The 17,359-nt window shown below is 68.9% G+C and carries 16 protein-coding genes (1 of these 16 only partly in view); 9 read left to right on the top strand and 7 right to left on the bottom strand.

Features of this window, described 5'->3' with window-relative positions; all coding sequences use genetic code 11:
* From hemL to ggt, 3 genes are all read left to right on the top strand, one after another.
* Nucleotides 1-1,166, top strand: partial view of a glutamate-1-semialdehyde 2,1-aminomutase gene (gene hemL, locus Mschef_RS03415; RefSeq protein WP_081126405.1) — the 3' portion only. Its footprint begins 127 nt before the window's first position; 1,166 of the gene's 1,293 nt are visible here — the last part of the coding sequence; its start codon lies beyond the left edge, outside the window; its stop codon occupies nucleotides 1,164-1,166.
* Nucleotides 1,163-1,660 carry a GNAT family N-acetyltransferase gene (locus Mschef_RS03410; RefSeq protein WP_081126404.1) on the top strand — a complete coding sequence of 166 codons (498 nt, stop codon included), beginning with the start codon at nucleotides 1,163-1,165 and terminating at the stop codon, nucleotides 1,658-1,660. Before hemL ends, Mschef_RS03410 begins: the two co-directional genes overlap by 4 nt.
* Nucleotides 1,661-1,769: 109 nt before the next feature.
* A complete protein-coding gene (gene ggt, locus Mschef_RS03405; RefSeq protein WP_081126403.1) occupies nucleotides 1,770-3,560 on the top strand; it encodes a gamma-glutamyltransferase in 1,791 nt (596 codons plus the stop codon).
* A 12-nt stretch (nucleotides 3,561-3,572) separates the two neighbouring features.
* On the opposite strand, the gene Mschef_RS03400 is transcribed toward ggt, so the two are convergent.
* Complete coding sequence (locus Mschef_RS03400; protein WP_136256380.1) at nucleotides 3,573-3,806, bottom strand: hypothetical protein; 234 nt, start codon at nucleotides 3,804-3,806, stop codon at nucleotides 3,573-3,575.
* 78 nt (nucleotides 3,807-3,884) lie between these two features.
* On the opposite strand from Mschef_RS03400, the gene Mschef_RS03395 reads away from it, so the two are divergent.
* Genes Mschef_RS03395 through Mschef_RS03385 form a run of 3 tightly spaced genes read left to right on the top strand, consistent with a single transcriptional unit; the run spans nucleotide 3,885 to nucleotide 7,703 of the window.
* Nucleotides 3,885-5,990: a S9 family peptidase gene (locus Mschef_RS03395; RefSeq protein ID WP_081126401.1), complete on the top strand. Its 2,106-nt coding sequence runs from the start codon at nucleotides 3,885-3,887 to the stop codon at nucleotides 5,988-5,990.
* Nucleotides 5,974-6,963 carry an ABC transporter ATP-binding protein gene (locus Mschef_RS03390; protein ID WP_168708895.1) on the top strand — a complete coding sequence of 330 codons (990 nt, stop codon included), beginning with the start codon at nucleotides 5,974-5,976 and terminating at the stop codon, nucleotides 6,961-6,963. Before Mschef_RS03395 ends, Mschef_RS03390 begins: the two co-directional genes overlap by 17 nt.
* A complete protein-coding gene (locus Mschef_RS03385) occupies nucleotides 6,960-7,703 on the top strand; it encodes an ABC transporter permease (protein ID WP_081126399.1) in 744 nt (247 codons plus the stop codon). The genes Mschef_RS03390 and Mschef_RS03385 overlap by 4 nt, the downstream gene beginning before the upstream one ends.
* 142 nt (nucleotides 7,704-7,845) lie before the next feature.
* Here Mschef_RS03385 and Mschef_RS03380 read toward each other — a convergent pair whose 3' ends face one another.
* Nucleotides 7,846-8,574, bottom strand: coding sequence for an SDR family oxidoreductase (locus tag Mschef_RS03380; RefSeq protein WP_081126811.1), 729 nt, complete (start codon nucleotides 8,572-8,574; stop codon nucleotides 7,846-7,848).
* Between the two features lie 23 nt (nucleotides 8,575-8,597).
* Entirely contained in the window at nucleotides 8,598-9,842 is a 1,245-nt protein-coding gene (locus Mschef_RS03375; protein ID WP_136256381.1) for an aspartate aminotransferase family protein, read from the bottom strand.
* Between the two features lie 103 nt (nucleotides 9,843-9,945).
* Here Mschef_RS03375 and Mschef_RS03370 point away from each other — a divergent pair, with 103 nt between their 5' ends.
* Nucleotides 9,946-11,070: a trans-sulfuration enzyme family protein gene (locus Mschef_RS03370; RefSeq protein WP_081126397.1), complete on the top strand. Its 1,125-nt coding sequence runs from the start codon at nucleotides 9,946-9,948 to the stop codon at nucleotides 11,068-11,070.
* A 16-nt stretch (nucleotides 11,071-11,086) separates the two neighbouring features.
* On the opposite strand, the gene Mschef_RS03365 is transcribed toward Mschef_RS03370, so the two are convergent.
* The 3 genes from Mschef_RS03365 to Mschef_RS03355 form a co-directional block, all read right to left on the bottom strand.
* The gene (locus tag Mschef_RS03365; RefSeq protein WP_081126810.1) at nucleotides 11,087-11,524 is read right to left on the bottom strand and encodes a VOC family protein; all 438 of its coding nucleotides are present in this window, start codon (nucleotides 11,522-11,524) and stop codon (nucleotides 11,087-11,089) included.
* Nucleotides 11,525-11,728: 204 nt separating this feature from the next.
* Nucleotides 11,729-12,550: an SDR family oxidoreductase gene (locus tag Mschef_RS03360; RefSeq protein WP_081126396.1), complete on the bottom strand. Its 822-nt coding sequence runs from the start codon at nucleotides 12,548-12,550 to the stop codon at nucleotides 11,729-11,731.
* A gap of 10 nt (nucleotides 12,551-12,560) precedes the next feature.
* A complete protein-coding gene (locus tag Mschef_RS03355; RefSeq protein WP_276967305.1) occupies nucleotides 12,561-13,163 on the bottom strand; it encodes an LON peptidase substrate-binding domain-containing protein in 603 nt (200 codons plus the stop codon).
* Nucleotides 13,164-13,291: 128 nt separating this feature from the next.
* On the opposite strand from Mschef_RS03355, the gene Mschef_RS03350 reads away from it, so the two are divergent.
* Both Mschef_RS03350 and Mschef_RS03345 read left to right on the top strand, forming a co-directional pair.
* Nucleotides 13,292-14,212 (top strand): ABC transporter ATP-binding protein, encoded by a 921-nt coding sequence (locus Mschef_RS03350; protein ID WP_081126395.1) that lies wholly within the window; start codon nucleotides 13,292-13,294, stop codon nucleotides 14,210-14,212.
* On the top strand, nucleotides 14,209-15,618 hold the full coding sequence (locus Mschef_RS03345; RefSeq protein WP_136256382.1) for a hypothetical protein: 1,410 nt from the start codon (nucleotides 14,209-14,211) through the stop codon (nucleotides 15,616-15,618). The genes Mschef_RS03350 and Mschef_RS03345 overlap by 4 nt, the downstream gene beginning before the upstream one ends.
* Nucleotides 15,619-15,724: 106 nt before the next feature.
* Here the strand turns inward: Mschef_RS03345 and Mschef_RS03340 are convergent, their stop codons facing one another.
* The gene (locus Mschef_RS03340) at nucleotides 15,725-17,299 is read right to left on the bottom strand and encodes a GH39 family glycosyl hydrolase (RefSeq protein ID WP_242426430.1); all 1,575 of its coding nucleotides are present in this window, start codon (nucleotides 17,297-17,299) and stop codon (nucleotides 15,725-15,727) included.
* Nucleotides 17,300-17,359: the final 60 nt, after the last annotated feature.

Raw genomic sequence — 17,359 nt, 5'->3', positions numbered from 1 at the left:
ACCTCTGGGACGTCGAAGGCAAGCGCTATATCGACTACGTCGGCTCGTGGGGCCCGATGATCGCCGGCCACAACCACCCGCATGTACGCGAGGCTGTGCAGCGCGCCGTCGCCGGCGGACTGTCTTTCGGCACACCTTGCGCCGCGGAGGTCGCGATGGCCGAGGCCATCACGCGGCTGGTGCCATCGATCGAAATGCTGCGCATGGTCAACTCGGGCACCGAGGCGACCATGGCCGCGATCCGTCTGGCGCGCGGCGCCACCGGGCGCAGCATCATCGTCAAGTTCGAGGGCGGCTACCACGGTGTCGGCGACAGCTTTCTGGTGAAGGCCGGTTCGGGCGCGCTGACCTTCGGCGTGCCCTCCTCGCCAGGCGTACCGAAGGCGCTGGCCGATCTCACTTTGACCCTGCCCTACAACGACACCGACGCCGCACGCGCGCTGTTCGCCGAACATGGGCAGCAGATCGCCTGTGTGATCGTCGAGCCGGTGGCCGGCAACATGAACTGCATCCCGCCGCTGCCCGGATTCCTCGAAACGCTGCGTGCGCTGTGCACGCAATACAGCGCCGTGCTGATCTTCGACGAGGTGATGACCGGCTTCCGCGTGGCCCCCGGGGGCGCACAGCAGCTCTACGGGATCACGCCCGACCTGACCACGCTGGGCAAGATCATCGGCGGCGGCATGCCGGTGGGCGCCTATGGTGGCCGTCGCGAACTGATGCGACAGATCGCACCGTCCGGGCCGATCTATCAGGCCGGCACGCTCAGCGGCAACCCGGTGGCGATGGCGGCGGGACTCGCCATGCTGGAGCTGGTGGCGCGGCCCGGATTCCACGCCGCGCTCGAGCAGACGACCATGCACCTCTGCGCCGGATTCGAAACGCTCGCACGCGAGCAAGGCGTGCCGTTCACCAGCAACCATGTGCCGGCCATGTTCGGCCTGTTCTTCCACGTCGGCCCGGTGCACAGCTACGCCGCAGCCACGGCCGCGGACATCCCGGCGTTCAGCCGCTTCTTTCACGCCATGCTGGCGCGCGGCGTGTACCTCGCGCCCAGTGCGTTCGAGGCCGGCTTCATGTCCTCGGCACACGGACAGAGCGAAATCGAACAGACGCTCGAAGCCGCGCGCCACGCCTTCCGCGCCGTCGTGCAAAGCACGGCATGAGCGGCGGCACGGACGCGCCACGCGGTGAGGCGCTGCATATCGAGCCACTGCGCGACCACGAGGATGCCGCCATCGTCGGCCGCTGGATCTACCAAGAATGGGCGCGCATCGAGGACGAAGCGGTGTGGCGCGAGAACCGCGCCGATCTGCAACACAGCCTCGATCGTGCCGTTGCCATCCCCAGATTTTTTGTCGGCCTCGTCGACGGCGAACGCGTGGGCTGCGCCAGCATCGTGCCGCACGACCTGCCAACACGTCCCGACCTCGGCCCGTGGCTGGTCAACATCCTGGTGTTGCCAGACTGGCGCCGGCGCGGTTTCGGTCGCCAGCTGGCACGCGCGGCGATGGACCACGCCTGCCGCCACGTGCCCGCGCTGTACCTCTACACCTTCGACCAGGTGGACCTATACCGGCACCTGGGCTGGACCGTACTGGAGCAGAGTGAATACAGCGGTCGCAGCATCACTCTGATGCAATATCGTTGCACGGAGTGAGCCGCTTGCCGCGTAGTGGCAGCATCATGCGGCCACCACGAGTTGATCGCGCGCAGGGCGGTAATCTGCGCAACCCGCATCTGAATCCCGACCGACCGAGGAGAGCCCCATGCATCGACTCCTAACCGTCCTCTTCTGCGGCCTGCTGGCCAGCCCGCTGGCCGCCGCCGCGCCGCGCGATGCGGCGCCCGCGCATCCTGCGCCAGCGGCCTCCGCCCAGATCTCCAGCGCCGCGCTGGACAGTACTGCCGGCGGCATCGCGCAGGCCGAATGGATGGACGCCAAGCCCGTGCTCGCCAAGCACGCCATGGTGGTCAGCGCACAGCATTACGCGACGCAAGTGGGCCTGGACATTCTCAAGCAAGGCGGCAACGCGGTGGATGCCGCGGTCGCCGTCGGCTACGCACTGGCCGTGGTGCATCCCTGCTGCGGCAACATCGGTGGCGGTGGCTTCATGACCCTCCACCTGGCCAATGGCAAGAACGTCTTTCTCGATTTCCGCGAGCGCGCGCCGCTGGCGGCCACGCCGACGCTGTTCCAGGACGCGCAGGGCAACGTGGTGCCCGGCCGCAGCACCAAGACCTGGCTGGGCGTGGGCGTACCCGGCTCGGTGATGGGCCTGGATGCGGCGCTGAAGAAATACGGCACGATGAGCCTGAAACAGGTGATGGCCCCGGCCATCAAGCTGGCGCGCGACGGCTTTGTGCTGCAGCCGGGCGACGTGAAGATCCTGGACACGCGCAGCAAGGACTTCGCCGCGCACCCCAACGTCGCCGCCATCTTCCTCAACCACGGCCAGCCCTGGAAAGCGGGCGAGCGGTTGAAGCAGCCCGAGCTCGCGCACACGCTGGAATTGATCGCGCAGGGCGGCAGCAAGGCCTATTACGACGGCCCCATCGCCAGGGCCATCGTCGCCGCCAGCGCGCAGCACGGCGGCATCCTCAGCCTCAAGGACTTCCGCGACTACAAGGTGGTGTGGGCCAAGCCCATCGAATGCCGCTACCAGGGCACTACGGTGGTGACGCCGCCGCCGCCCAGCTCGGGCGAGACGGTGTGCGAGATCCTGCGCATCCTCGATGGCTATCCGCTGGCCCAGTGGGGCTACGCCTCGGTGCTGACCACGCACGTCCTGGCCGAGGCCGAACGCCACGCCTTCGCCGATCGCAACACCTACCTCGGTGATCCGGCCTTCGTGCACAACCCGATCAAGCGCCTGCTCTCCACCGCCAACATCGCGCGCATCCGCAGCCAGATCCAGCCCGACCGCGCCACCCCCTCGAGCGAGGTCAAGGGCAGCCTGGGCGCCGCCGAAGGCATGCACACCACGCACTACTCCGTGCTCGATGCCAAGGGCAACGCGGTCAGCGTCACCTACAGCATCAACTATCTGTTCGGTGTCGGCATGATGGCCGGCAACACCGGCTTCTTCCTCAACAACACCATGGACGACTTCACCTCCAAGCCCGGCGTGCCCAACTCCTTCGGGCTGGTGCAGGGCCACGTCAACGAGATCCAGCCGGGCAAGATCCCGCTGTCCTCGATGGTGCCGAGCATCGTGCTCAAGCACGGCAAGGTGTTCATGGTCACCGGCAGTCCGGGTGGCTCGACCATCATCTCCTCCACGCTCGAGAGCATCCTCAACGTCGTCGACTTCGGCATGAACATGCAGCAGGCGGTGGATGCACCGCGCATGCACATGCAGTGGTACCCGGACGCCATCTTCGTCGAACCCGGCTATCTCACGCCGACCACCCAGGCCGCCCTGCAGAACATGGGCTACACGTTCAAGGTCGTGCCCGCATGGGGCGCCGACGAGGCGATCCTGGTCAATCCGGAAACCGGCATGATCGAAGGTGCCAACGATCGCAGACGCCCGGCAGGCCTGGCCGCGGGGTACTGATGCGCGTACGCGTCACGCGTCCACCAGATCCAGCGCCGCAGTGGGGCCGTAAGCCATACCCAAGACCACCGCATAGTTGAACCGCCGCCGGCGAGGGCTCGGCGCTGCATCAGCGCGTCGTACAAAGCGACGCTGCGTGGTCAGTCGTTGTCGGCAAAGCCGGCACTCGGCCAGCGCGTCGGTATCGAGCAGCGCCCCGCGCAACGCCACGCGCCCGCTGTAGCGCACGGCAACACCCGTCGCCACCGGCCATGCGATGCAACCTCGCGCCCACGCCGCTGTCAAAGCTCGATCGACCACGGCACGTCTTCGCGGAGATCCGACATGTCACTGCCATCGCGCCTGTTCACGCTGCTGCTGGGCCTGGCTTTCGCGCCCCGACTGGCGCAGGCCGCCGATGTGATCCCGCCACCCGAGGTTCCGGCCGCGGTTTCGGCGCGGGTGGATGCCATCCTGGCGCGGCTGGGCGCGGCCAAGGCCATTGCCGCGGTGGCGATCTCGCCGCACGCGCGGCATCTAGCCTGGGTCGAGAAGACCACCGACGGCGCGCGGCTGTACCTGGCCAACGGCAACGGCAGCGAGGTGCGCGCCATCGCCGCGCCGGGCCAGCACAAGGGCTGCGGCGTCGCCGCGCCCGGCTTCGCGCCGGATGGACACACGCTGGCGTTCCTGTCCGACTGCGCCAGCGGCAAGCGCGCGCAACAGGACGTCGTGCTGCTGGATGTGGCGCGCGCCGGTGCGCAGCCGCATCAGATCACCCATCTCGATGGCCTCGTGCACGCGCTGCGCTGGGCGCCGGATGGCCGCGCGCTGGGCTTTCTGTACATCCCCGGCGACACGCGCCGTGCCGACGCCCTGGCCTCGACCGGACCCCAGGTGGGCGTGATCGGAGAAACCAATATCGAACACCAGCGTGTGGCGCAGGTGGCGGCGCAGGGCGGCGCACCGCAATTGCTCACGCCCGCTGGACTGTTCGTCTATGAATTCGACTATGCGCCGCACGCGCAGCGCATCGCCTACGTGGCGGCCACGCCACCCGGCGCCGACCACTGGTGGGTGGCGCAACTGTACGTGCAGCCGACGCGCGTCGCTGCCGCGCCACGCGCCGTGGTGGACCCCGACACCGTGGCCGGGCCGCTGCATGGCCTGCAAATCGCGCTGCCGCGCTTCGCGCCGGATGGCAAGTCCATCGCCTTCATCGGCGGGCTGATGAGCGACCAGGGCGCCACCGGCGGCGACGTGTACCTCGTCCCCGCCACGGGCGGCGCGCCGGCGGATCTGACCCCGGGCATCGGCGTCACCCCGAGCTGGTTCGCCTGGACCGGCGCGCATGCACTGCTGGTCAACGCCTTCGCCGGCGGCTCCAGCCAGTTGGCCACGTTGCGCATCGACGGCAGTCACGGCCGCTGGCAGCCGCTGCGCACAGTGCATGCCGCGCTGGGTGACGGCACGGCGATGTCGGCGCTGGCGCTGGCCGCGCAGGGCGATGCGCTGGCGTGGATCCAGAGCAGCTTCGAGGTGCCGCCCGAGGTGTGGTCCACCACGCTGCGCCGCGCCAGCGATGGCGGCATCGCCGCGCTGGCCGCGCCGCGCGCGCTCACGCAGGTCAATGCCGGCATCCGCCCGCTGTGGGGCAAGTCGGTATCGCTGCACTGGACCAACCAGGGCTTCCATGTGCAGGGCTGGCTGCTGTACCCAGCCAACTACGATCCGCACCAGCGCTACCCGCTGATCGTCTCGGTGCACGGCGGCCCGAGCTGGGCGGTGCAGCCACGCTGGCCGGGCGTGAACTACGGTGGCGCGCCGCTGTCGGCGATGGGCTACTTCGTGCTGTTTCCCAACCCGCGCGGCAGCTTCGGCCAAGGCGAGCGCTTCGCCAAGGCCGTGCGTCGCGACATGGGCTACGGCGATCTGCGCGACATCCTCGCCGGGGTGAAGCAGGTCGAGGCGCACTTCCCGGTCGATCCGCGCCGCGTCGGCATCACCGGCTGGAGCTACGGCGGTTTCATGAGCATGTTCGCGCCCACGCAGACGCACGTGTTCCGCGCCGCGGTGGCTGGTGCCGGACTGTCGGACTGGCTGAGCTACAACGGCGAGAATTCGATCGACGCCTGGATGAAGCCCTTCTTCGGCGCCAGCGTCTACGATGATCCGGCCGTGTATGCGCGCAGTTCGGCGATCAACTTCATCAAGCGGGACAAAACGCCGACGCTGATGGTGGTGGGTGAATTCGACGCCGAGTGCCCGGCGCCGCAATCGTTCGAGATGTGGCGTGGGCTGAAGGCCATGGGCGTGCCCACGCAACTCGTGGTGTATCCGAACGAGGGCCATGGCTTCGTCAACCCGGCGCACAAGCGCGACGTGCTGGTGCGCGCGCTGGCCTGGTTCGCCAAGTATCTGCCGCCCGATGCGCATGCCCGACATGGCTGAGGGCGAGGTGTCGGGCAATGCGCCGGCGCTCGAGGCGCGCGGCCTGCACAAGCGTTACGGCGCCGTGCATGCGCTGCGCGGCATCGACCTTGCCGTGTGGCGCGGCGAGATGTTTGCCCTGCTCGGTCCCAATGGCGCCGGCAAGACCACGCTGTTCTCGATTTTCGCCACGCTACTCAAGCCCAGCGAGGGCACGGCGCAGGTGCTCGGCTTCGATAGCGTGCGCGAGCGCGTGGCGGTGCGCCAGCGCATGGGCATCGTGTTTCAGGAGCCGGCTCTCGAAGGCAAGCTCTCGGTGCGCGACAACCTGCATCTGATGGGCCTGTTCTACGGGCTGTCCTCGCGCGCGGCGAAAACGCGCAGCGCGGAACTGCTGGTGACGCTGGGGCTGGAGGATGTCGCCGCGCGCGAGGCGCAGAAGCTCTCCGGCGGGCAGAAGCGCCGCGTCGAGCTGGCGCGGGCGCTGGTGGCCACGCCCGAAGTGTTGTTCCTGGACGAGGCCACGCTGGGCCTGGACGTGGATGCGCGGCGCCTGTTCTGGGCCGAGGTGCGCCATTACGTCAGCGCCGGCGGCACGGTGTTCCTGACCACGCATTACATGGACGAGGCCGAGCCCGCCGACCGCATCGCGTTGATCGATCACGGCCAGATCATCGCCCTGGGCAGTCCGCAGGAACTCAAGAACCGCGTCGGCGGCGGCGTGTTGCTGCTGGCCACCGATGACGACGCGCAGGCCGCCGCATGGCTGCGCGAACACGGCCATCACCCCGAAATCAGCGCGCGCGGCGTGCTGCTGGTCGCGTCCGAGCCGGCGGCGGTGTTGCCCGAGGTGCTGGCGCATCTGCCGGTGCGCACGCGCCGCGCGGAGGTGCACGAGCCCAGCCTCGAGGACGTGTTCCTCAAGCTCACCGGACGTGCGCTCGAGGATGGCAACGGCAAGCCCGCGCCGCGCGCGCAGGGAGGCCAGCCATGAGGGGCCTGTTCGCGGTGATCATGCTGGACCTCAAGCGCCTGTGGGTGGACCGCGTGCGCCTGGTCTCCAGCCTGATCCAGCCGCTGCTGTACCTGTTCGTGCTGGGCTCGGGCCTGGGCGCCAGCTCCAAAATGGGCGGTAGCGGCTATCTGCACTACATCTACCCAGGCGTGCTCGGCCTGTCGCTGCTGTTCTCCTCGGTGTTCGCGGCGATGCTGATCGTGTTCGACCGCCAGATCGGTTTCCTCAAGGCGGTGCTGGTGGCGCCGGTGCCGCGCGTGGCGATTGCGCTGGGCAAGGTGCTTTCGGGCGCCATCCAGGCGCTGGTGCCGGCGACGATCCTGCTGCTGCTGCTGCCGCTTCTGGGCATGGATCTGTCGCTGCTCGCGCTGCTGGAACTGATCGGCACCATGATCCTGGCCGCGGTCACGTTCTCCGCGCTGGGCGTGGCCACCGCCGCGCGCTTCCGCTCGACCACGGTGTTCCCGATCATCTCCAACGCGGTGCTGCTGCCGATGTTCTTTTTGTCCGGCGCGTTGTACCCGCTGGACAGCGCACCGGTCTGGCTGCGCTGGCTGGCGCACATCGACCCGGTGGCCTACGCGGTGGACCTGATGCGCGGCGCCATCCTCGACCGCTATGCGTACCCGCCGCTGCTATCGCTGGCGGTGCTGCTGGGTTTCATCGTGGTGCTGACCTGGCTGGCGACGCGCGTGTTCGCCGCCGGCGAGGACACGTGAGGTCAGCACGCAGCGGCGATCAGCGGTCGATCAACGATGACGCCCATGGCAGGTCCCGCTGGATCCCGGCTCGGCGCTGCGCGCCGCCCGGGATGACGGAGCCTGCGAGTCGCAACGCGCTCGTCCCGAGTCCCGGTCCAACTCAACCCAGCTCGCGCAGATCCGCCACGGCTTGCGCGCCGAAGGCATCGCTGAGCAGGTAATCCAGCAGACGTTGCGCCACGGCAGCCGGCGCCAGCAGCGCGCCAGTCTCGTGCATGGCCACGAAGCGCGCGTGTTGCGGAAAGCGCGCTGGATCGCTGGCGCGCACCGCGGCCTGCATGTCGGTATCGATCACGCCGGGCGCCAGGCTGCAGATGCGCAGGCCGGGCGTGGCGTCCGCAGCCACGGTGCGCGCGTGCTGGTCCAGCGCGGCCTTGCTGGCGCAGTAAAAACTCCAGCCGGCGATGGGCTGATGCGCGGCGCCGCTGGAGATGTGCACGATGCGTCGCTCGGCCGTGTTGGACGCCGCGAAGGCGGCGGCCAGCATCAGCGGCGCGCTCACGTTGAGCGCAACGGCCCGCGCCAGTTGCGCCGGCGCTTGCACCTCCAGCGCGCCCACCGGACCAACCACGCCGGCGTTGTTGATCAGCAGCACGCGCGCGGCGCCAGCCAGCCAAGTGCGCAGTTCGCCGCCGTCCAGCCAGCTTTGCAGCGCGGCGCTGTCGGACAAATCGATCGAGACCTCATGCAGGCGCTGCGGATAGTGCGCGGCGAGCGCCGCGTTACCGCGCCGTGCCAGCCCCAGCGTGGCGATGCCGCGCGCCAGCAGCGCTGCGGCCAGCGCGGCGCCCAGGCCGCGCGAATGCCCGGTGAGTACGGCTTTGGTCATGTTGATCGCAACGCCTTCTTCCATCACGCGGCCGCCCGATAAGTGCGCAACGCCTGCGCCAGACGCGCCAGACCCTGCTCGATGTCGGCCTCATCCAGCACCAGCGGCGGCACGATGCGCAGCACATCCGCACCGGCCTGCAGCAGCAGCAGACCGGCGCGGTGCGCATGGTCGAGGATGGCGCCAGCCTGGCCGCGGTGCGCCTCGGCCAGCACCGCACCCAGCATCAGTCCGCGCCCACGCACGCTGGCAATCACGCCGGTTTCGACTGCCAGCGCCTCCAGCCCGCGGCGCAGCGTCGCGCCATGCCGCTGGACCGCGGCCAGAAGTTGCGGAGCGGACAGGCGGCGCAAGGCCACCCCGGCCACCGCCGCGGCCAGCGGATTGCCGCCGAAAGTGCTGCCATGCGCGCCGTACTGCAGCACTTCGGCCACGCGCGGGCCGGCCAGCATGGCGCCGATGGGAAAACCCGCGCCCAGCGCCTTGGCCAGCGTCACCACATCCGGCACCACGCCGTCCTGCGCGTGCGCGAACAGCGTGCCGGTGCGGCCCATGCCGCACTGGATCTCGTCGCAGATCAGCAGCGCGTCGTGGCGGTCGCACAGCGCGCGCAGCCCGGCCAGGAAGCCCGGCGCGGCCGGCATCACCCCGCCCTCGCCCTGCACCGGCTCGACCAGCACCGCGCACACGCTGCCGTCGGCCAGCGCTGTCGCCACAGCATCGAGATCATTGAACGCGCAGTATCTGAATCCAGCCGGCAGCGGCTCGAAGCCTTGCTGGTATTTGGGCTGCGCGGTCGCGGTGACAGTGGCCAGCGTGCGCCCGTGGAACGAGCCTTGAAAGCTCAGCATCGTGCGCCGCTCCGGCGCGCGCCCCTGCTGCGTAGCCCAGCGCCGTGCCAGCTTGATCGCGGCCTCGTTGGCCTCGGCGCCGGAGTTGCACAGGAACACGCGCTGCGCGAAACCCGATGCCGCCACCAGCGCCGCGGCCAGCTCGATCGCCGGCGCGTTGTGGAACACGTTGCTGGTGTGCCACAGCTTCTGCGCCTGCGCGTGCAGCGCCGCGACCAACTCGGGATCGGCGTGGCCCAGACTGCACACCGCGATGCCGGCGGCGAAGTCGATGTACTCGCGGCCATCGCGGTCCCACAGGCGCGCGCCGCGGCCATGGTCGAGCACCAGCGCGCGCGGCTGGTACACCGGCACGAACACCTGCTGCGCCGTCGCCAGCAGTGCAGCAGTGGACGACGGGGAATCACTCGGGGACATGGCAACAGAATTCATGAAGGCGACGCGCGATTATGCCCGCGAGCGCAACGCTGCGTTACCCTGCGCATCCGTGGCGCCCGGCGCCGTAATGCGAGATCGACCCATGCGCATGGAAACCCTGGCCGTGCATGCCGGCGCGACACCCGATGCCGAAACCGGCGCGGTGGTGCCGCCCTTGCACCTGGCCACCACGTTCGAGCACGCGCCCGATGGCAGCCTGCCGCACGGGTTGATTTATCAGCGCACGGATCACCCCACGCAGCAGCGTTTCGAGCAGGCCCTGGCCGCGTTGGAAGGCGGCGTGCGCGCACTGTATTTCGGCAGCGGCATGGCCGCTGGCAGCGCGCTGCTGCAATGCCTGCCGCCCGGCAGCCACGTGTTGTTTCCGCACGACGTGTACCACGGCTTCCGGCATCTGGCGCTGGAGTATTTCGCGCGCTGGAACCTGCGCTGCGATTTCGCCGACCTGTCCGACATCCCCAGCACGCACGCTGCCCTGACGCCGCTGACACGGCTGATCTGGGCCGAGACGCCGTCCAATCCGCTGCTGCAGATCAGCGACATCGCCGCGCTGGCCGAACTGGCGCACGCGCGCGGCGCGCGCCTGCTGGTGGACAACACCTTTGCCTCGCCGGTGCTGCAGCAGCCGCTGACGCTCGGCGCGGACGTCGTGCTGCAGTCGGTGACCAAGTACATCGGCGGGCACAGCGACACCATGGGCGGCGCGCTGGTGTTCGGCGCCGGACTGGACGCGCTGGCCGAACAGGTGTTCCGTACCCGCGCCGCCGTCGGCTTGCACGGCGCGCCGCTGGGCGCGTGGCTGGCGCTGCGCGGCCTGCACTCGCTGCCGGCGCGCATGGACTGGCACTGCCGCAATGCCTTCGCCGTGGCCCAGGCGCTGGGCGCGCACCCGGCGGTGGCGCGCGTGCACTACCCCGGCCTGCCCACGCATCCCGGCCACGCGGTGGCGGCGCGACAAATGCGCGATTTCGGCGGCATGGTGTCATTCGAGCTGGCGGGCGGACGTGAGGCGGCGCTGGCCTGCGCCGCACGCCTCAAGCTGTTCATCAACGCGACTTCGCTGGGCGGTTGCGAATCGCTGGTCGAGCACCGCGCCTCGACCGAGGGCCCCACGCCCACGTCGCCGCAAAGCCTGCTGCGCCTGTCGGTGGGCCTGGAACACCCGGATGATCTGGTCGGCGATCTGATGCAGGCGCTGGCCGGCTGAACCGGCTGCGGCGGCGCTACCAGACGCCGCTGTTGGGCATGGATCGCCACGGCTCGGCAGGCGGCAGCGCGTCGCCTTTCTGCAGCAGCTCGATCGAGATCAGGTCCGGCGAGCGCACGAAGGCCATATGGCCATCGCGCGGTGGACGGTTGATGGTCACGCCCATGGCCTGCAGATGCGCGCAGGTGGCGTAGATGTCGTCCACGCGAAACGCCAGATGGCCGAAGTTGCGTGCGCTGCCGTAGTCCTCGGGCGCACTGCCGTCGGCGGGCGGCCAGTTGTGGGTCAACTCGACCTCAGCCTCGGGGCTTTCATCCGCAGCCAGAAAGACCAGCGTATAGCGGCCCTGCGGAAACTCGCGGCGGCGCGTTTCCGCGAGGCCCAGCCCGTCGCGGAAAAACCTCAGCGTCGCGTCCAGATCGCGCACGCGAATCATGCTGTGCAGATATTTCATGGCGGCCTCGCTGACGTCGACAAGTGGGCGATGTGGGATCGGCCACGCGATTTGCAAGCGTGACGGCATGGCCGTGGCCATGGGTCGCGAGCAGAGATGAGGCAATACCGGGATGCTTCGCGTTGCTCAGCATGACCAACCCCTTCATTTCACGGCGCGCAAAGTGACTCCATGCTCCTCACACTCCTCGCTTTCCGCGCGCGGTCAATCGAGAAACAAATCCGGCAGCAGCGCGGCGCCGGGCTGCACCGCGTAGTGCTCGAAATCGCTCAAGCCGGATTCGCGCAGCACGTCCTCGTCGATGGCGAAGCGGCCCGTGCAGTTGCGCGCGGGTTGCGTCAGCAGCCAGTGCGCGGCGTCGGCGACGATCTCGGGTTTGCGGCAGTGCTCGGGTTGCACCGTGTCACCGAGCATGGCCACCGCGGCCGTGGCAATGACGGTACGCGGCCACAGCGCGTTGACCGCGATACCGCGCGCGACGAATTCGGCGCTCATGCCCAGCACGCACTGGCTCATGCCGTACTTGGCGATGGTGTAAGCGGTGTGCGTGGCAAACCAGCGTGGTGCCATGTTCAGCGGCGGCGCCAGCATCAGCACATGCGGATTGGCGGCGCGCTCGAGCCAGGGCAGGCAGGCCTGCGTCATCAGGAACGTGCCGCGCGTGTTGACCTGGTGCATCAGGTCGAAGCGCTTGACCGGTGTGCCCGGCGTATCCGCCAGCCAGATCGCGCTGGCGTTGTTGACCAGGATGTCGATGCCGCCGAAGCGCGCCGCGGCGGCGGCTACGGCGCGCGCGATGTCATCCGCGTCGCGCACATCCAGACGCAGCGCCAGAGCGGTTCCGCCCGCCGCCTCGATCGCCGCGGCGGCACTGTGGATGGTGCCCGGCAGTTTGGGATTGGGCACGTCGCTCTTGGCGGCGATGACCACGTTGGCGCCATCGCGCGCGGCGCGCAGGCCGATGGCCAGGCCGATGCCGCGCGAGGCGCCGGTGATGAACAGGGTCTTGCCGGCAAGCGTGGTCATGCGCAGGTCCTCATCCGTCGCGCTGGAAGCGCGGCAGCAACATGTTGAGCGCGCCCAGCCGCGCCAGCGGGTCTTGCAGTTCGAGCAGACTCTGGCGTTCGGCGCGCGCCAGCGGCAGCAGTTCGGCGAGGCGACAGCCCACCCACACGGCGTCGTCGAGCTGCGGCGCAGCGTAGAGCACCGCGTTGTCCTTGGCATAGGCATCGAGCAAGCGCTCGAGTATCGTCGCCAGCAGGCTGAACTCGGGCGGCAGGATTTGCGCGGGCTCGATCGGCCACAGCGTCACGTCTGCGCGCAGCTGGCCATCGTTGCGTACGCGCGTCTGCCGCACGCGAAAGCGCTGCCCGCCCTCGGCGAGGATACCCAGCAACCCGTCGCGCAGAGAGAAAAAATCGCGGATGGTGGCCAGCGTGCCCACCGCGGCCGGCGTCGCCGCCACGCCCGCCTCGGCACCCTCGAGGATCAGGTTGACGCCGAAGGGGCGCTCGGCGCGCGTGCATTCGCGCACCAGATCGACATAGCGCGGCTCGAATACGCGCAGTTGCATGCGACCGCCAGGAAACAGCACGGCGGGCAACGGGAACAGCGGCAGGTCGGCGCAGTTCGATTCCACCGGCGAAGTCTAAGGAGGGACTGGACATGCCGCCACAGGCGAGGCGTCGCACGTGCGCCACGCCTGCTGCGTGGCGCACGTGATTTGCGGCATGCTTGCACGCCGGACCGACCCCGCAGGATCAACGCATGGGCATCGATGCAACGCTCGCAGCGGCTCGCGAGACTGAACTTCCCGCACTCAGCGCGCACGCGCTGCTGAAATCATTCGACGGACGCGAGGTGCTCAAGCGCCTGGACTGGGAGGTTCCCGCCGGGCGCGTGGTCGGCCTGTTGGGGTGCAACGGCGCCGGCAAGACCACGCTGCTGCGCTGCCTGCTGGGCCTGTCGCCGCTGGACGCCGGCAACATCGAGGTGCTTGGTGAACCGATGGATGAACCGCGCGGTCAGCGCCTGCACCGCATCGGCTACGTGCCGCAGAGTTTCGATCTCTTTCCGTGGATGCGCATCGGCGATTTCCTCACCTTCACCGCGGCGTTCTACAAGCGCTGGGACAGCGCGCTGGTCGAGCGCCTGCTGGGCGAATGGCAGCTCGACCGCAAGAAAAAAATCGCCGCGCTATCGCAGGGCCAACGGCAGATGCTGGCAATCGTGCGCGCGCTGGCGCCCGACCCGGATCTGCTGGTGCTCGACGAGCCGGTGGCCAGCCTCGATCCGATCGCGCGGCGCGATTTCCTGGCCACGCTGATCCCGCTGATGCGGCGTCCGGGCAAGACGGTGATCTTCTCCACGCACATCACCACCGATCTGGAACGCGTCGAGGCTGACATCGCGCTGCTGCGCAGCGGCCGCATCGCGCTGCAGCGACCGCTGGCGGACCTGCGCGCGCACTTCCGACGCGCATGGCTGAGCCGCGAAGGCGGCTTCAGCATGGCACCGGCGCTGGATGGCGCGCTGGATGTCGACCTGGTGGAGGCGCGTGCCGCCTACGTGGTGGACTTGGCCGACGTGCGCATGCAGCCGGCGCTGAAGGCCTTGGCCGCGCGCGAGGGCGCGACGCTGGAGCTGGCGGCGCTGGATCTGGAAGACCTGTTCGTGGCGCTGGCATGAGGGCAATGCTCGCGCTGGCCGTGCTGCCCGTGCGCCAGGCCTGGGTGGCCATGCTGCTGTTACTGGCCATGCTGGCCGGCGCCGGCGCGCTGATCGTGGCCGGCGGCAAGGGGATCGATTCCGGCGCGATGCTGGCCGCTTTCGCGCTGTGGTTCGCTTGGCTGCTGGCCGGTGCCGCACTGAAGGGTCTGGCGCGCAAGGAAACCCTGCTGCTGCCGGAGTTCCACCGCGCGCTGTTTGGCGCGGCCATGCTCTGGGCACTGCTGTTCTGGCTGCTGCCCTGCGCGCTCGCAAGCCTGCACTGGGGCGTGATGGTGGGTTGGCAGGCGCTTGGCGTCGGCACGCTGGCGATCGTCTGGGCACTGCTGACCACCAGTGGTTCGCGCAGTGGATTCCTGGTCTGGATATTGATCATTGGTGCGCGCTTCATCGCGGAGCCGTTCTGGCTGGCCATCGCACCGGCGCTGCAAAGCGCCTGGCTGCCGCTGGCGGCGCTGCTGCTGGCGGCGCTGATCCTGCGCGCGACCTGGCAGCGCCTGTTCCCGGCCGGCGATCCGCCGCTGCCGGACTCGCCGCTGCTGGCGCCCGAGCCGATGCGCCGCGGCATGGGCAACACCACCAGCAACGTGCCGCGCGGCAAGCTGATGCAGCGGCTGAATGGCTGGTCGGAGGTCGGCGCCAGCGCGCTGTTGCTGCGCCAGGCCGCGCGCTATCACGCCGCGCCCACGCCGACGCGGCAGCGCGCCATGCTGCGCGCCCTGCTGCTGCCGCAGGAACAGCCGCGCGGCTGGCTGGTGCGCTGGCTGCTGTGGGGCGCGGCCATCGCGGTGTATGCCATCGCCGTGGGGCAGCAGGCGCAGATCGGCATGGTCGCCGGCTACGCCACGTTTTTCGCGCTGACTGGTCTTAACGTGGTCGGTCTGGGCATGCCGCGCCTGCAACCCAGCCTGGTCGAACTGTATTTTTCGCTGGCACCGGACACCCTTGCCGATTTCAAGGCGCAGTTGGTGGACAGCTTCCTCGGCCTGCTGCCGGGCACCATCCTCAGCGCCTTCGTGTTCACCACGCTGGCGGCGCTGCTGGTCGCGCCGCCAGCGCTGGCCGGCGTCGCGCTGACCACGGCGATCCTGGCGCCGCCGCTGACACTGGCGACGCTGGCGCTGTACCTCAGTCTGCCGGTCAATATCATCCTGCGCAGCGTGGTGTCGGTGATCACCCTGTTCGGCCAGATGGGCACGATCTGGCTGGGCTACGCGCTGATCGACCGCTATGGCGCGCTGTGGGGCGGCGTACCGGTGCTGGTGGTCACCTGGAGCTTCGCCATTGGCGCATGGAGCGCCGCGCGCGCGCACTGGATCAACAGTCCGCTGAGCTTCGATCCGCCCAAGGCCAAGGCCGGCGCCTGAGAGGCTGTGAGTTTTCAGCCTCTCGGCTCGGCCATGGATGGCCGGATGAAAAATCCCGCACGCCGCGGAATTTTTCACAGGCTCGGAGACACCGGCCGGCCGCGCTTCAGGCGTGCACTTCGAGCAGGGCCAGCCCGTACGGCGGCAACGTCACCTCGACATGGCCGTCGCGGATCGGCAGCACCCGCGGCGGTGCCAGCATGCCGGCGCGGCGCAATTCCGCGGTCTGCAGCTGCGTGGGATAGGCCGGACGCCCCATGGCGTCGTACAGGCGCATGACGTCGGCGTGGTGGCGGCCGACGCGCCACAGCGTGGCGTAGCTGCCCGCGGCCAGATGCGTGAAATGCACGTCGAAGCGTTTGGCGGGCTGCACCGGCGCGCGGTCGACATAGTTCGGCGTCAGGTTCACCGGCGGCGCGTAGTTCCACAGCGCCAGCGCCAGCGTGCCGTCGCGGCGGCGCGTGGCGATCACGTCAGCGCCGCGCACCGGCAGCCGGGTGCGACCAAGCTTGTGCAGCAACGCGAAGGCATTGAACGCCGGCTTGCGCATGCCATACGCCGAGACCAGACCGTAGCCGCCGTAGAACGGCGTCTTCACCACGCCCTGCTCCTCGAACACGTCCGAGAAGGTCCAGTAGCTCATCATGGTCACCTTGCCGGCGCAGCGGTCCACCGTCTCGGCCAGATACGGCCCCATGTAGGCCGAATCGGTGACGTTGGGCAGGTTCATGTAGGTGGCGTTGTACTCGCTGAGGATGAAAGGCAGGTGCGGATCGGCCGATTGCGCGATCTCGCGGTGCACCTTGGCCACGGCATCGCAGACCATGGCGCGGCGCGGAATGTGCTCGTCCTTGTGGAACACGTTCTGCGCGGTGTCGTCGCCGTACACGTGCGCGCTGAGGAAATCCACCGGGACGTCGTGCGCGTGGGTGTAGTCGAGAAAAGCCCGCACCCAGGCGGTCTGCGCGGTGGCCGGACCGCCCACGCGCAAGCGCGGACTGACTTCTTTCAGCGCGCGCGCGGTGTTGGCGTAGAGCTTGAAGTAGGTGGCCTGCTTCGGCTTGCCAGCCCAGAAGTTCAGGTTGGGCTCGTTCCACACTTCGAAGTACCAGGTGGAGACTTCGTCGATGCCGTAGCGCGCGACCAAGTGACGCGCGAAGGCGCGGATCATCGCGTCCCACAGCTTGTAGCTCTTCGGCGGCGAGGTGATCGGGTGATACCAGAAGCCGTTGGTATCAGCGGGATCGGCGGCCAGTTCGCGCGGCATGAAGCCCAGTTCGACGTAGGGTTTGACCCCGCGCGCCAGCAGGCCGTCGTAGATCTGGTCGACCAGCGAGAAGTTGTAGACCGGCTTGCCATCGGGGCCAATGTGAAACATGCCCACGTGACGATCGAAGATGCCGTGGAAACGCACGTAGTCGAAGCCGGTGGCGCGCTTGACCATCGACAGGTCGCGGCGATACGAGGCACGCAGCGTCAGCACCGCGTGACCGGAGCCGAACATGCGCTCCCAAAAGTGCGGGAACGGCTGGCCGGCAGCCTGTGCATCCACCTCGATCGGAACGGCCTTGGCTGGCGCCGCGGTCTGCGCCAATGCACACGCGGAGTGCAACGCGAACAAAGGGATCACCCAAGCCACGCGACGCAACGCGCGACGTACGATCATGCAGGTCAAGGACATGGGGCTCGCAGGTAATGATGAAGGGGTGTGCATCGAAGCAATCCATATGAACCCTGAAAA

Origin of the sequence: Metallibacterium scheffleri (assembly GCF_002077135.1) — a bacterium.
GTDB classification, from domain to species: Bacteria; Pseudomonadota; Gammaproteobacteria; order Xanthomonadales; family Rhodanobacteraceae; genus Metallibacterium; species Metallibacterium scheffleri.
Note: the sequence above shows the minus strand (reverse complement) of the source record. Positions and strands in the feature narration are given on the sequence as shown.